The 14129-nt window shown below is 64.9% G+C and carries 13 protein-coding genes; 7 read left to right on the top strand and 6 right to left on the bottom strand.

From position 1 onward, the window contains the following. Positions 1-54: 54 nt before the first annotated feature. The gene (locus tag GRI47_RS02115) at positions 55-741 is read left to right on the top strand and encodes an extensin family protein (RefSeq protein ID WP_160659735.1); all 687 of its coding nucleotides are present in this window, start codon (positions 55-57) and stop codon (positions 739-741) included. 1 nt (position 742) lies between these two features. Here GRI47_RS02115 and GRI47_RS02110 read toward each other — a convergent pair whose 3' ends face one another. From GRI47_RS02110 to GRI47_RS02090, 5 genes are all read right to left on the bottom strand, one after another. After that, entirely contained in the window at positions 743-1495 is a 753-nt protein-coding gene (locus GRI47_RS02110; protein WP_160659734.1) for a proteasome-type protease, read from the bottom strand. A gap of 23 nt (positions 1496-1518) precedes the next feature. Further along, a complete protein-coding gene (locus tag GRI47_RS02105; protein WP_160659733.1) occupies positions 1519-2334 on the bottom strand; it encodes a transglutaminase family protein in 816 nt (271 codons plus the stop codon). Continuing rightward, positions 2334-3278 carry an alpha-E domain-containing protein gene (locus GRI47_RS02100; protein ID WP_160659732.1) on the bottom strand — a complete coding sequence of 315 codons (945 nt, stop codon included), beginning with the start codon at positions 3276-3278 and terminating at the stop codon, positions 2334-2336. The genes GRI47_RS02105 and GRI47_RS02100 overlap by 1 nt, the downstream gene beginning before the upstream one ends. Continuing rightward, a complete protein-coding gene (locus GRI47_RS02095; RefSeq protein ID WP_202387152.1) occupies positions 3278-4702 on the bottom strand; it encodes a circularly permuted type 2 ATP-grasp protein in 1425 nt (474 codons plus the stop codon). Before GRI47_RS02095 ends, GRI47_RS02100 begins: the two co-directional genes overlap by 1 nt. 82 nt (positions 4703-4784) lie before the next feature. After that, entirely contained in the window at positions 4785-5567 is a 783-nt protein-coding gene (locus tag GRI47_RS02090) for an esterase/lipase family protein (RefSeq protein WP_160659730.1), read from the bottom strand. A 150-nt stretch (positions 5568-5717) separates the two neighbouring features. Here GRI47_RS02090 and uvrB point away from each other — a divergent pair, with 150 nt between their 5' ends. The 5 genes from uvrB to GRI47_RS02065 all read left to right on the top strand — a co-directional run bounded on the left by uvrB (position 5718) and on the right by GRI47_RS02065 (position 10845). Then, the gene (uvrB, locus tag GRI47_RS02085; protein WP_160659729.1) at positions 5718-7913 is read left to right on the top strand and encodes an excinuclease ABC subunit UvrB; all 2196 of its coding nucleotides are present in this window, start codon (positions 5718-5720) and stop codon (positions 7911-7913) included. A 144-nt stretch (positions 7914-8057) separates the two neighbouring features. Beyond that, the gene (locus tag GRI47_RS02080) at positions 8058-8339 is read left to right on the top strand and encodes a type II toxin-antitoxin system RelE/ParE family toxin (protein WP_160659728.1); all 282 of its coding nucleotides are present in this window, start codon (positions 8058-8060) and stop codon (positions 8337-8339) included. Continuing rightward, positions 8266-8634 carry a HigA family addiction module antitoxin gene (locus GRI47_RS02075; RefSeq protein WP_337190681.1) on the top strand — a complete coding sequence of 123 codons (369 nt, stop codon included), beginning with the start codon at positions 8266-8268 and terminating at the stop codon, positions 8632-8634. The genes GRI47_RS02080 and GRI47_RS02075 overlap by 74 nt, the downstream gene beginning before the upstream one ends. A 58-nt stretch (positions 8635-8692) precedes the next feature. Then, positions 8693-10192 carry a S10 family peptidase gene (locus GRI47_RS02070; protein WP_160659726.1) on the top strand — a complete coding sequence of 500 codons (1500 nt, stop codon included), beginning with the start codon at positions 8693-8695 and terminating at the stop codon, positions 10190-10192. 68 nt (positions 10193-10260) lie between these two features. Next, positions 10261-10845 (top strand): hypothetical protein, encoded by a 585-nt coding sequence (locus tag GRI47_RS02065; protein WP_160659725.1) that lies wholly within the window; start codon positions 10261-10263, stop codon positions 10843-10845. On the opposite strand, the gene GRI47_RS02060 is transcribed toward GRI47_RS02065, so the two are convergent. Next, positions 10793-12853 carry a protein-disulfide reductase DsbD family protein gene (locus GRI47_RS02060; RefSeq protein WP_337190620.1) on the bottom strand — a complete coding sequence of 687 codons (2061 nt, stop codon included), beginning with the start codon at positions 12851-12853 and terminating at the stop codon, positions 10793-10795. The two genes, GRI47_RS02065 and GRI47_RS02060, sit on opposite strands and share 53 nt — an antisense overlap. 55 nt (positions 12854-12908) lie before the next feature. Here GRI47_RS02060 and GRI47_RS02055 point away from each other — a divergent pair, with 55 nt between their 5' ends. Beyond that, positions 12909-14129 carry a UbiH/UbiF/VisC/COQ6 family ubiquinone biosynthesis hydroxylase gene (locus tag GRI47_RS02055; protein WP_160659724.1) on the top strand — a complete coding sequence of 407 codons (1221 nt, stop codon included), beginning with the start codon at positions 12909-12911 and terminating at the stop codon, positions 14127-14129.

Here is a 14129-nt window from a genome sequence, read left to right as displayed (position 1 = left end):
AAGGTCGGGGCTTTCTTCGGCCTGCGTTAACCAAACGGGCGGCATAGCGGGGCCATGCTCCGCTGTGCCGCCGCCCGTTTCTCGACTTTGGCTCTCCTCGCCCTTCTCGCCGCCTGCAACGCCCTGCCGACGGGCCGCGCGCCGGAGCGGATACCGACCGGGCCGATCTCGCGCCCCGCCGTCCCGCCCGAACCGACGCGCGAGGCGCGCCAGTGCATCGCCGAACTGGCGAAAGACGGCACTAGCTTCGCCGTCCAGCCCGACGCCTTTTACGGCGCAGGCTGTTCGACCGTGAACACCGTGCGGATCGAGGGCCTTACCAGCGATGCGGACACGATCGCGGTCACCAATCTCGGCGCGGTGACCTGCCCGCTGGCGCGCACCTTCGGCGGATGGGCCCGCTACGGCGTCGATCGCGCGGCGCGTCAGATCCTCGGCAGTGCGCTCATCCGTATCGAGACGATGGGCAGCTATTCCTGCCGCAACGTGGCCGGGACGGGCCGCCGCTCCGCCCATGCGCGGGCCGAGGCGATCGATGTCGCGGCCTTCGTACTTGCCGACGGGCGCAGGATCAGCGTGCTCGGCGACTGGAATGCGGGCGAGGCGGACGAGCGCGAATTCCTGCGGACCGTGCAGCGCAGCGCCTGCAAGCGCTTCGGAACGGTGCTAGGACCCGATTACAACGCCGCCCACGCCAACCACTTCCATTTGGAAGAAGGCAATGGCAGCTTCTGCCGCTGACTTATTTGGGATGGGGTCGATAGAAGCTGTAATCGGGCAATGAATGGAAGGCGTGCTTCAGCGCGTCGCCCCAACCCGCCGAGATCGCCTGGAAATAGGGATCGTCATAGGCGATCCGCTCGGTATGGCTCGCTTCGAACGTGTCGCGCGGGATCACCATTAGATCGAGTGGCAGGCCGACCGACAGATTGGCCTTCAACGTCGAATCGAAGCTCACCATCAGCAGTTTGACGGCATCTTCCATGCTCATTTCGCGGTCGTATCCGCGCAGGATGATCGGGCGGCCGTATTTGGTCTCGCCGATCTGGAAGAAGGGGGTGTCGGCGCTCGCTTCGATGAAATTGCCCTCGGGATAGATCAGGAACAGGCGCGGCTCCATGCCTGCGATCTGGCCGGCCACGATGATCGAGGCGGTAAAGCGCCCCCGCCCCCGATCGCCGTTTTCCTGCTGGCGATTGCCGACCGTGTGGCGCAGCAGGCGCCCGATCTCGCTCGCGACCTGGAACATGGTCGGCGATTTCAGCAGCACGTTGTCGCGCTCGTCCGGCGCCTTCATCCGCTCTTCGAGCTGGCTTACCACCGCCTGCGTCGTCGCGAGATTGCCCGCGGTCATCACCGTGATGATCCGCTCGCCCTCGACCCGCCACGAGAACATCTTGCGGAAGACCGAGATGTTGTCGACACCCGAATTGGTGCGGGTGTCGCTCATCAACACGAGGCCCTTATCGACCATCATGCCTACGCAATACGTCATTGAAATCCCCAGCCCATCGGGCGTTATTGCTGTACCTGTCGCTGCTCCACCGCCACCTCGACCTCCAGCTCCTGCGAAGCGGTGCCGAAGCTGATCCCGGTGACAGGAGCGGCATCGCGGTAATCGCGGCCCGTGGCAACCCGGACATAGCGCTGATCGGGGCTGATACCGTTGGAGATATCGAATCCGACCCAGCCGAGCCCTTCGACATAGGCTTCGGTCCAGGCGTGGGTGGCGTCCTGTTCGACCCGGTCGTCCATCATCAGATAGCCGCTGACATAGCGCGCCGGAATGTCGAGCATCCGGGCCGCGCCGATGAAGATATGGGCATGGTCCTGGCAGACCCCGGCCCCCTTGCCGAGCGCTTCCTCGCCCTTGGTATCGACGCCGGTGCTGCCGATCCGGTATTCCACGCGATCGAGAATCTCCGCCGACAGGGCGTGGAGCATGTCGAGTGGGCCTAGGTCGCGCCCGCGCATCTCCGCGGCGAGTGCGCGCATCTTGGGGCCGGGCCGGGTGAGATCGCTTTGGCTGCAAAAGCTCCAAAGCGGCAGGTGCCCGGCGTGCCGACCGATCACGCCTGCGTGGTCGCTCGTATCGACCTCTCCCCGGCAGGTGATGGTGACAATCGACGCCTCGCTATCGACCGAAACCAGCGTGGTCGTGTTGTGGTGCTGATCCTCATAGGTCAGCTCGGGCGATGCATTGTCGTATTCCATCTCCCAGGACAGGATTTCCTGGCCCTGGGTTTCCTTGGGCGTCAGGCGCAATCTCTGGAGCGCGTGGACGACCGGTTCGGAGAAGCGATAGCGGGTGGTGTGGCGGATAGAGAGGCGCATCAGGACAGGAACCTGTAATCTTCGGCAATGGCCGCGCCGATCGCCGCGTTCGACGCCATGAACTGGCGCAGGAATTCGTGCAGGCCCTGATCGAAGATCGAATCGATCGTGCGCTCGCTCAAGGAAATATCGGCGCTGCGCATCAGCATGTTGCTCTGGCCTTCGCTCCCGCGCATCCGGGCGAGCGCGGCGAGATTTTCCCGCAGCGCGGTGTGGCAATAGGACAGGCTGCGCGGAAACCGTTCGTCCAGCACCAGAAATTCGACGATACCGCGCGCGTCGATCTGTCCGGCATTGAGCCAGCGATACGACCGATCGCCCGAAACCGCGCGCAGCACCGTGTCCCACTGGCCCGTATCGAGGCTGGAGCCGACATAGGACAGCGACGGCAGCAGCAGGTAATATTTCATGTCGAGAATGCGCGCGATGCTGTCGGCGCGTTCGATGAAGGTGCCCGCGCGGGCAAAGTGGAAGCTTTGGTCGCGCAGCATCGTGCCGATCACCGCGCCATGGGTCAGCGTGCCCGCGCGGCGCACCGCTGCCACCACTTCACCGACGCGCTGTTCGCCGACCGGCCGCTCCAGCATCTCGCTGATATGCAGCCAGCTGTCGTTGACCGCCTCCCACACCTCGCCGGTGATGACATTGCGCGACTGGCGCGCATTCGAGCGCACATTGCCGAGCATGGCGAGGACGCTGGAGGGATTGTCCTTGTCGCGAAGGACGTAATTCCACGCCTGCATTCCCGTATAGCTGGCGTTCTTCGCCTCGTATCCCGACCTCTGCCCGGCGGTCAGGATGACCGAGCGCCACTCCTCCTCCGCGCTCACCACGTCGCGCGTCAGCGCCATGCGCAGGCCCGTGTCGAGCAGGCGCGCGGTATTCTCGGCCCGCTCGAGATAGCGGAACATCCAGAACAGCGAATTGGCGGTGCGCGCTAGCATCAGTCCTTCAACACCCACGTATCCTTGGTTCCGCCGCCCTGGCTGGAATTGACCACCAGCGAACCCTTCTTCAACGCGACCCGCGTCAATCCGCCCGGCGTGATATCGACATTGTCGGGCGAGACGAGCACGAAGGGCCGCAGATCGACATGGCGCGGGGCCAAACCCTGTTTGGTGTAGATCGGGCAGGTCGACAGCGACAGGGTCGGCTGGGCGATGTAGTTTTCAGGCCGCGCCTTCAGCTTGTCGCGGAAATCGGCGATCTCGCGCTTCGATGCGGTCGGGCCGATGAGCATCCCGTATCCGCCCGATCCGTGCACTTCCTTGACCACCAGTTCGGACAGATTGTCGAGCACGTATTTGAGGCTCTCCTCCTCGGCGCAGCGCCACGTTTCGACATTGGGCAATAACGGCTTTTCGCCGGTGTAGAACTCCACGATCTCGGGCATGAAGCTGTAGATCGCCTTGTCGTCGCACACGCCGGTTCCGGGCGCGTTGGCGATCGTCACCCTGCCCGCGCGATAGACGTCCATGATGCCGGGCACGCCCAACACGCTGTCGGGGTTGAAGGTCAACGGATCGAGGAATTCGTCATCGACCCGGCGATAGATCACGTCGACCGGCTTGTAGCCCGCCGTGGTGCGCATCTGCACGCGCCCGCCGACAACCCGCAGATCGCTGCCTTCGACGAGTTCCGCCCCCATCTGGTCGGCCAGGAAAGCGTGTTCGAAATAGGCGGAATTGAAGATGCCGGGTGTCAGCACCGCGATCACCGGCTTGCCCTCGGTACAGTCGGGCGCACAGGCCGCCAGGCTGCGCGCAAGGCGGCGCGGATAGTTCGAGACGGTTTCGACCGGAACCCGCATGAACAGTTCCGGGAACATCGCCATCATCGTCTCGCGGTTCTCCAGCATATAGGAGACGCCGCTGGGCGTGCGGGCATTGTCTTCCAGGACGAAGAATTCGTCCGGCCCGGTGCGGACCAGATCGATGCCGACGATGTGGGTATAGACCCCACCCGGCGGGGTGAAGCCGACCATGTTGGGCAGCCAGGCGGCATTATTGCGGAACAGGCGTTCGGGCACGCGGCCTGCGCGGATGATTTCCTGCCGGTGATAGAGATCGTGCATGAAGGCGTTGAGCGCACTGACCCGCTGCTCGATCCCGCGCGTCAGCCGACGCCATTCGCCCGCGTCGATGATGCGCGGCACCATGTCGAAGGGGATCAGCCTCTCCTCGGCCTCATCCTCTCCGTAGACATTGAAGGTGATTCCGGTCCGCCGAAACGCCTGTTCGGCGTCGCGATGCTTGCGCTTGAGAAACGCGCCGTCCTGATCCGCGAACCATTCCTGATACCCGCTATACGCGTGGCGCACATTGCCATCGGCATCGTGCATCTCGTCGAATTGGTCGCTAGCGGCCATGGTCCCCCGATTGTGATGCCCCATTTCCCGGTGGGGCGGAAAGCTCTGGTGCAGTGCAGCACCGGTCCACCTTAACAAAGGTTCAGGGGCAGTCCAGTTCCCTTAACACGCTTTCGATCGCTTCGGGCGTGTTCACGAATCCCATATGGGTACAGCGCAGGCAGACCGTCCGGTCGCGCTCTCCGGGGCGGCCACAGGCGCTGCGCGGGCTGACCACGCCGTCGCGCGGGCTCCACAGGGCCACCGTCTCTACCGGAGGCTTTTCGGACGGATTCGCGTCGAATTCAGGCTCGTCCACGCGGTGCCCCGCGATCGCCTGATAGGCGCGCCAGCCATTATTGGCGCGCGGGCTGCCGGAAAAGGGCGATCCCATGGTGATGATCTTGGCCACTTTATCGGGATGCAATTTGGCGATTTCGCGCGCCATGACACCGCCGAGGCTCCATCCGACGAGCACCACCGGCTCTCCCGTCCGTTCGAACAGGTCGATCAACCGGCGCTCCACCTTTCGGAACCGATCCTCGGTCGCGCCGAAATTGTAGCCGACGCCCCAGCGCTTGGCCGTGTGGCCCGCCTTTTCGAGCTGCCGCGCCATGTAGCGCATGCGGATCGGATGGGCGCCGAAACCGGGGAGGAGCATGACGGTGCGCTTGTGCTTGGCCTCGGCGATATCCAGCGTCGGGCGGAACAGGCGCTTCACCGGTTCCGCCACCCAGCCGAGTTCGCCGAGCAGCAGCTTGGCGCGCGGGGCCGATACCTCTTCCGCGCACGGCTCGCTCGCCAGCGCCCAGCGCCGGGCCAGCTCCGCCTTGTGCTGGAGAGCGGCCTCGCGCAGCGCGATGTCTTTGAACGGTAACGTTGCCATAATGGTTTCATAACGCGCAGACTGGCTGAACCGATCCCTAAACGCGCGCGATCTTTCGAGCGTCACGAAACCGTAACATCCGCTCCCCCGTGCGCGGCCAATTGCCTTGGCCCGTTGTCTCGGGAGGAAGCGTTCCCCATATGTGCGCCCATGGCTGAACTCGTAATCCGCAGGGGGCTGGAAGAGCCCGACACCACCGGGCAGTTCGTGCCCCACAAGCCCAGCCGCCCGGAAAAATCCATGGGCGGCAGGCGCTTCGAACTGGTGAGCGACTATACGCCCGCAGGCGACCAGCCGACCGCGATCGCCGAGCTGACCGAAAGCGCGCGCGATGGCGAACAGACCCAGGTCCTGCTGGGCGTCACAGGCTCGGGCAAGACCTTCACCATGGCGAAGGTGATCGAGGAATTGCAGCGCCCCGCCCTGATCCTGGCACCCAACAAGATTCTCGCCGCACAGCTCTATGGGGAGTTCAAGAGCTTCTTCCCCAACAACGCGGTCGAATATTTCGTTTCCTATTACGACTATTACCAGCCCGAAGCCTACGTCCCCCGCTCGGACACCTACATCGAGAAGGAAAGTTCGGTGAACGAGGCGATCGACCGGATGCGCCATTCGGCCACGCGCGCTTTGCTCGAACGCGACGACGTGATCATTGTCGCCTCGGTCAGCTGCCTTTACGGGATCGGCTCGGTCGAGACCTATTCGGCCATGATCTTCGACATCAAGAAAGGCGACACGGTCGACCAGCGCGAGCTGATCCGCAAGCTCGTCGCGCTCCAGTACAAGCGCAACGATGCAGGGTTCGCGCGCGGCAATTTCCGGGTGCGCGGCGACAATCTCGAGCTCTTCCCCAGCCACCTCGAGGACACGGCCTGGCGGATCAGCTTTTTCGGCGACGATATCGAGGAGATCGCCGAATTCGATCCGCTGACGGGCAAGAAGGGGCAGATCCTCGACAAGGTGCGCGTCTATGCGAATTCGCACTACGTCACGCCCGGCCCGACGATGAAACAGGCCAGCGCCGCGATCAAATTCGAGCTGGAAGAGCGCCTGAAGGAATTGAACGCGGAAGGCCGCCTGCTCGAAGCCCAGCGGCTGGAACAGCGCACCAATTTCGACCTCGAAATGATCGCGGCCACCGGCAGCTGCGCGGGGATCGAGAACTATTCGCGCTTCCTGACCGGGCGCCTGCCCGGTGAGCCGCCGCCCACTCTGTTCGAATACCTCCCCGAGAACGCGCTGCTCTTCGTCGATGAAAGCCACCAGACCGTGCCCCAGGTTGGCGCGATGGCGCGCGGGGACCATCGCCGCAAGATCACGCTGGCCGAATACGGCTTCCGCCTGCCGAGTTGTATCGACAACCGACCCCTTCGCTTCAACGAATGGGACGCGATGCGCCCGCAGACCTTCTGCGTGTCGGCCACGCCCGGCGGCTGGGAGATGGAGCAGACCGGCGGCGTCTTCGCCGAACAGGTCATCCGCCCCACCGGCCTGATCGATCCGCCAGTCAATATACGCCCGGTCGAGGATCAGGTGCAGGACTGTATCGAGGAGTGCAAGAAGACCGCTGCCAAGGGCTATCGCACGCTGGTGACGACCCTCACCAAGCGCATGGCCGAGGATCTGACCGAATTCATGCACGAGGCGGGCGTCAGAGTCCGCTACATGCACAGCGATGTCGAGACGCTGGAGCGTATCGAGCTGATCCGCGATCTGCGGCTGGGCGTTTACGACGTGCTGGTGGGCATCAACCTCCTGCGCGAAGGGCTCGACATTCCCGAATGCGGTCTCGTCTGCATTCTTGACGCCGACAAGGAAGGCTTCCTGCGTAGCGAAACCTCGCTGATCCAGACCATCGGGCGCGCCGCCCGCAATGTCGACGGGCACGTGATCCTTTACGCCGATCGCATCACCGGATCGATGGAACGGGCGATGGCCGAAACCGAACGCCGCCGCGAGAAACAGCGCGAATACAACGAAGAGCACGGCATCACCCCGCAGACGATCAAGCGCCAGATCGCGGATATCGTCGCGCACACCGCGGCGGGCGACGGGGTCACGGTCGACACCGGAGACGACGAGCGCAACAATCTGGTCGGCCACAATCTGCGCGCCTATATCGAGGATCTCGAAAAGCGGATGCGCAACGCCGCCGCCGATCTCGAATTCGAGGAGGCAGGCCGGTTGCGCGACGAAATCCGCCGCCTCGAAAACGACGAACTCGGCCTCGGCGATCAGGAAAAGAAAGCCCCGCTGGTCGGGCGCAGCAATGAAGGCAAGCCGGGCACCCGCAAGACCCGCTATGGCAAGACGCGCTACAAGAAGATGGGTGGGAAACCGTAGCGGCGCGACGCCATCCATAATCTGTGGATAACTTATCGCTTAAAAACAGACCCTTGATGAAATATGCCAATTAGACGACAGACCTGAAATTTTTGGACGCCGGTCTTTCTTGATCATTAGCAAGCTGCATCGAATGAGGCAGACATGATCGAAACTTTCGCCGACAAGGAAGCAGAACGGCTCTGGTCTGGTCAGCGCAGCAAGAAGCTGCCGCCTGACATTCAGCCACGTGCGCTAGCCAAACTTGCCATTCTTGACGCTGCCGAAACGCTCGATGACCTACGGCTGCCGCCCAGTAACCGCCTGCACGCACTCTCTTCCGACCGTGTCGGACAGCATTCGGTTTCAATTAATGCGCAATGGCGTATATGCTTTCGTTGGAAAGGCGGACACGCATACGATGTCGAAATCGTCGACTATCACTGATCGCTCCGATTGGCTGCATATCCCCCATGCGGGCGAATTGCTCGTGTCCGAATTCATGGAGCCGCTTCAGCTTGATACCTCTGCTTTGGCGAAATCCATCGAGGTCGATCAGGCGCGCCTCCAAGCCCTGATCGATGGTAGTAAGCGCGTGGACGGTGAGCTCGATCTTCGCCTTACCCGCTATTTTCGTCTGTCTGAAGGGTTCTTCCTTCGTCTCCAGGCAAGCGCCGAATTGCGCACTGCGAAGCGCGCTTTGAATGGCGAACTCGATCGTATCCAGCCACGGGCCGCCTGAGATTGATCGATCAAATCCGCGCGTTTACCTGGCACGCTGGCCCTGCCATAGCTCCAGCATGACGCTTCGCACTGCACTGGCCGCTGTTCTTCTTGCCGCCTCACCGTCCGCGCTGATCGCGCAGGGCAAGCCCGCCACCGATACCGCCGCACCGGCCGACATCGTCCCGCAGGTTCGCAGCCGCGACCTGACCGGCACGTTCGGGGGGCAGCGCGTGGCCTATACCGCCACGGTCAAGGAGAACGTCCTGTTTTCCGACGATGGGACCAAGCCCGAAGCGGTGATCGTCACCACCAGCTATGTCGCCAATCCGCGCGATACCTCGCGGCCCGTCTTCTTCCTGTTCAATGGCGGGCCGGGTTCGGGCTCGGTCTGGTTGCAAATGGGCGCGTTCGGGCCGAAGCGGGTCGCGATCCCCAGCGATGCGCGCGATGACGGTGCGCCGCCCTATCCCATCCTCGACAATCCCGACAGCCTGCTCGACGTCGCGGATCTCGTCTTCATCGATCCGCCGGGCACCGGCTTCAGCTATCTGACCGACGGGACCGACCCGAAGAAATATTACGGCCTCACGCAGGATGCGCGCGCCGTGGCGGACGTGATCCGGTTGTGGCTGAACGAGAACGGGCGCTGGAACAGCCCCAAATATCTCGGCGGGGAAAGCTATGGCACCACCCGCACCGCCACCGTGGTCAACGAGCTGGAGGCGGGCACCTACAACGATGTCGGCCTCAATGGGCTGGTGCTGATCTCGACTATCCTCGATTTCGCCGGGCGCGAGCCGACGCCGGGTAACGAGATGGCCTATATCGTCACGCTGCCCAATATGGCGGCGGCGGCCTATTATCACGGCAAGGTTCAGGCCCCTTCGGTCGAAGCGATCGTGGAAGAGGCGCGGCAATTCGCCATCGGGCCTTATGCCTCCGCGCTTCTGAAGGGGCAGGACCTGCCCGCCGCAGAACGCGCCTCGGTCCGCGCGGAGCTGTCGCGGCTGACAGGCCTGTCCGAGACCTATCTCGACCGGGCCGAATTGCGCGTCACCGACCAGCGGTTCTACAAGGAATTGCTGCGCGATCGCGGCCTGACGATCGGGCGCTTGGACGCGCGCTATACGGGCCGCGATTACGACGCGGCGGGCGAGACGCCCGATAACGATCCCAGCTTCTACGGCATCGATGCGGGCTATACCGCCGCGATCAACAGCTGGCTGCGCGAGACGCTGGGGTTCGAGACGCGACGTGAATACCAGTCGATCGGGTTCGAGCCGGGCCGCAACTGGGACTGGTCGCTCGGCCAGGGTCGCGGTGCCTATCTCAACGTCGCGCCCTATATCGGCCAGGCGATGCGGGAAAATTCAGGCCTCAGGACCTTCGTCGCGCAGGGTTATTACGATTTCGCCACGCCGTTCTTCGGGGCGGAATATTCGCTCAACCGCGTGGGTATCCCGCAGGACCGGGTCCAGTTCCATTATTACGATGCCGGGCACATGATGTATGTGCGGGACGAGGATCGGGCGAAACTGTCGCGCGATCTGCGCGCCTTCATCCGCGCACGCTAGGGTGCACGGCTCCGGGACCGGGATAGCAGGCTTGCATGACAAGATCGATGGAGCCTAGCGCGGGCGCGATGCGTCACTTGCTTCTGTTTCTGCCGTTGCTTGCGCTCGCCGCGTGCAAGCCGCCCGCCTCGGACGATTATGTCGCCCGCGTCCCGATCGAGGAGCGCGCCGCACCTTCGGAGCCGATCCTCTCGCCCGACACCGAAGGCGCCGCCTGGGTCTCGGGCCAGCCGAAGGAGGGCGCGGTGGAGCGCATCATCTACGGCGCACCCGGCCAGCGCCCGCTGATGGCGCTGTCTTGCCTCGATTCCGGCGAGAACGTGCGCGTCGGATACGAACGGCTGGTCCGCGCCGATCCCCGTGCGCAGGCCATCCTGGCGCTGATCGGCAATTCGCACGTCACGCGCCTGTTCGTGAACGCGGTGGAGACCGGCGATGCGTGGACATGGCGCGGTGCGGTTCCGGCGGACGAACCGGGCCTCGATGCGCTGACCGGCGGACGCTCGGTCGAGGCGACGGTGCCGGGTGCGGGATCGGTGATCCTGAATGCCAGCCCGCTGCCGGGCGAACTCATCGATCGCTGCCGGGAGCGCCAGCGCGCTAAGGAGCTGGCGGAGCAGCCCGCGCAAGAGCAGGCAGAGCCTCAGGCGTAAGCACTTGCGGCAATTGCCGCGCCTCGCTCCCCGGCGGATACCACAGATAGAGCGGAACCCCCGCCGCACCCTGATCGGCGAGGAAGCTGGCGATCGCCTCGTCGCGCCGGGTCCAGTCGCCGCGGAGGCTTACGACGCCCGCCTTCTCGAAAGCCGCGCGCGTCGCCTCGCGCTCGATCGCGACGCTTTCATTGACCTTGCAGGTCACGCACCAATCGGCCGTGAACCACACGAAGACCGGACGGCCCGAAGCGCGCGCTTCCGCCAGCGCTGCTTGCGAAAAGGGTTGGGGATCGAGCAGGCTTTCGGATGCTGTCACTTCGCGCGCGACGGGCTGCGACGCGCTCCACCACCCGAGGACGAGCGCGGCGGCGAGCGCGGCCCAGCCGAACCGGCTCCTGCGCCCTAGCAGCACGATGGCCCCTGCCACGACCAGGATCGCGACCAGCACCGCGAGCGCGAGGAACGGCCATCCGCCGAGCCGCCAGACCAGCCATCCCAAGGCCGCTACGGTCAGGCCCATCGGCAGCGCCATCCACCGCCGGAACCGTTCAAGCCATGGGCCGGGGCGCGGCAGGAGGCGCCTGATCGCAGGCACGAACCCGATCACGAGGAACGGCAATGCGAGGCCGAGGCCAAGCGCGGCGAAAATCGCCATTCCTTCCATAGGCGCGAGCACAAGTGCCGCGCCCAGAGCCAGCGCCATGAACGGGCCGGTGCACGGCGTTGCGACCAAAGCCGCGAGCAGGCCGGTCGCGAAGGAGCCGCCCGTGCTCGAACCCTGGCCGGAAATCGCGAAACCGGGAAGTTCGAACAGGCCGCTGAAATTCGCCGTGATCGCTGCCGTCAGCGCGAACAGAGCGAGCACCACACCCGGCTCCTGCAGTTGGAACGCCCAGCCGACCTGCTGGCCCGCCGCGCGCAAGGCCATCACGAGCGCGCCAAGGCCTGCACAGGCGAGCACGACACCCGCCGTGTAAGCCAGCGCATCGCGCCGCGCCGCCGTCTCGTCCCCACCCGCTCTGGCAAGGGCGAGCGCCTTGAGGCTGAGGATCGGGAATACGCAGGGCATGATGTTGAGGAGAAGGCCGCCAGCGAAAGCCGCCGCCAGCAGCAGCCAGAGCGACGGCAGGGCGGCGTCGGAAGGAAGGGGCACCGCGCCGTCGAGCGGGATCGCCTGCGGTGCGGCCTCGAACCGCAGACCCTGTCCGTCGCCGAACCCGATAATCCCGGAGAGACTGGCAATCCCTCCCTCGCCCGACCCGTCCCCGGCTAAAGGAATTTCCGCAACCAGCAGGTTGCCCTTGCGAAGGAAGCGCTGCGGCGCAGCGTAATCGACGCGCGCGCCGCCGCCCAAATCGTCCTCCCGCAAGAAGACATGCGGATCGCCGAGCGCGAGGTCGGCGGGAAGCGGGATCGCGATCCGCAAGGTCTCGCCGATCACCTCGAACCCGCCCTCGCGATCGAGCAGGGGCGCGACCTCCGCCCGCCACCGCGCGAAATCGCCGCCCTGCCTCGCTTCCAGCCGCGCATCCTGCGGCACGCAGATCCGGTCCGTGCAGGCGAGATAGGTGACGAAACCCGACAGCGGAGCGCGCCCCAGCGCGCTGGCATCCGCCCCCACCCGGACCGGCACCAGCACGGTATACTCGCCTTCGTAGATATGGTTCATCAGCCCCGCGATCACCAACCGCTCGGGCACGGGGTAGATCGGCTCGCCCATCGTCCAGCCGTCCGGCAGGTCGAGCGTCAGGTCCATGCCCTGCCCCGCATCGCCCGGATTGGCGTAATAGCCATGCCATTCGGGGCCGCTGGGCCTGAACTGGAGCGCGAGCATCCATTCCTCGCCCGCCTGCGGCGCGCCGTCGGCGAAAAGCGATACCGCGATATTCTCGTCGCCAAAACGCGGTTCCTGCGCGCGCAGGCCGGGAGCGGCCAGCAGCGACAGCGCCATCACCAGCAGCGCCAGCGCGGCGCGGAATTCCCGCAATATCCTTGCCTCGATCACGCGGCAGCCTCTACTGCCCGCACGTCCGCCGCGCAACGAGCTAGGGAGCCCCGATTTGGCCGAGAACGATACACGAGATCTGCTCATCATCGGTGGCGGGCTGGTCGGCATGACGCTGGCGCTGGCTGCGGCAAAGAAGGGGATGACCAGCCATGTGGTCGATCGCGCCGATCCGGCGGATCTGACCGCGGAAGGCTTCGACGGGCGCGCCTCCGCAATATCGACGGCGAGCTGGCGATTGTTCCGCCATATCGGGCTGGGCGAGGCGCTCGAACCATTCGGCTGTCCGATCGAATCGATCGCGGTGACCGACCAGATGAAGCCGGGCCGCATCGATTTCACGCCCGAACCCCACGAAGGATCGCTGGGGCGCATGTTCGCCAACCGCCAATTGCGCCTCGCTCTGTTCGAAGCCGCGCGGGCCGAACCCGCGATCGCGTGGCACGAACGCGCCGAGATCAAATCGCGCGAACGCGGCGAATATGGCGTTTCGGTAACGCTTGCGGACGGACAGGTGCTGCGCGCCGCGCTGATGGTCGGCGCGGAGGGGCGCGGGTCGCCCACGCGCGAGGAGGCGGGCATCGCCATCGCCCAGTGGCAATACGATCACCGCGCGATCATTTCAGGCCTCACGCACGAGAAACCGCATGACGGCGTGGCGTGGGAAATCTTCTACCCCGCCGGACCTTTCGCGCTTCTGCCGATGCGCGACGCCGAGGACGGGTCGCATCGCAGCGCTCTGGTCTGGACGGTGGACGAGAAGGATGCGGCGGGAACGCTGAAACTTGGCGACCGCGCGTTCCTGGCCGAGGTCGAGACGCGGATGCACGATATTTTGGGCAGGGTCACCGCCGCCGGTCCCCGGTCCAGCTTCCCGCTGGGGTTCCATCATACGGCAAAGATCACCGACCAGCGGCTCGCGCTGATCGGGGATGCCGCGCACGGCATCCATCCGATCGCGGGCCAGGGCCTCAATCTCGGCCTGCGCGATGTCGGCGCCTTGGTCGAAGTGCTCGAAGAGGCGCTGCGCCTTGGTCTCGACCTGGGCGATGCGCAGATCCTCGCACGCTACGAACGCTGGCGCGGGCTCGACAGCTTCATGGTGGCGCTGGCGACCGACGGGCTGACACGCCTGTTCGGCGTGCCCGGCAAAACCGCCTCGGCGGTGCGCAGGCTCGGCATGGGCGGCGTCCAGCGCATCGGCCCGTTGAAGGACTGGTTCATGGACGAGGCGCGGGGCATCACCGGCGACCTGCCGGAATTGCTACGCGCCTGA

The sequence above is a fragment of the Qipengyuania pelagi genome (assembly GCF_009827295.1).
GTDB lineage: Bacteria > Pseudomonadota > Alphaproteobacteria > Sphingomonadales > Sphingomonadaceae > Qipengyuania > Qipengyuania pelagi.
Note: the sequence above shows the minus strand (reverse complement) of the source record. Positions and strands in the feature narration are given on the sequence as shown.

Excerpts from the sequence above, each read along its gene's own strand:
- GRI47_RS02080 (WP_160659728.1), top strand. The coding sequence starts at position 8,058 with ATGATCGAAACTTTCGCCGACAAGGAAGCAGAACGGCTCTGGTCTGGT.
- GRI47_RS02095 (WP_202387152.1), bottom strand. The coding sequence starts at position 4,702 with ATGGCCGCTAGCGACCAATTCGACGAGATGCACGATGCCGATGGCAAT.
- GRI47_RS02115 (WP_160659735.1), top strand. The coding sequence starts at position 55 with ATGCTCCGCTGTGCCGCCGCCCGTTTCTCGACTTTGGCTCTCCTCGCC.
- GRI47_RS02070 (WP_160659726.1), top strand. The coding sequence starts at position 8,693 with ATGACGCTTCGCACTGCACTGGCCGCTGTTCTTCTTGCCGCCTCACCG.
- GRI47_RS02110 (WP_160659734.1), bottom strand. The coding sequence starts at position 1,495 with ATGACGTATTGCGTAGGCATGATGGTCGATAAGGGCCTCGTGTTGATG.
- GRI47_RS02075 (WP_337190681.1), top strand. The coding sequence starts at position 8,266 with ATGCGCAATGGCGTATATGCTTTCGTTGGAAAGGCGGACACGCATACG.
- GRI47_RS02105 (WP_160659733.1), bottom strand. The coding sequence starts at position 2,334 with ATGCGCCTCTCTATCCGCCACACCACCCGCTATCGCTTCTCCGAACCG.
- GRI47_RS02100 (WP_160659732.1), bottom strand. The coding sequence starts at position 3,278 with ATGCTAGCGCGCACCGCCAATTCGCTGTTCTGGATGTTCCGCTATCTC.
- GRI47_RS02065 (WP_160659725.1), top strand. The coding sequence starts at position 10,261 with ATGCGTCACTTGCTTCTGTTTCTGCCGTTGCTTGCGCTCGCCGCGTGC.
- GRI47_RS02090 (WP_160659730.1), bottom strand. The coding sequence starts at position 5,567 with ATGGCAACGTTACCGTTCAAAGACATCGCGCTGCGCGAGGCCGCTCTC.
- uvrB (WP_160659729.1), top strand. The coding sequence starts at position 5,718 with ATGGCTGAACTCGTAATCCGCAGGGGGCTGGAAGAGCCCGACACCACC.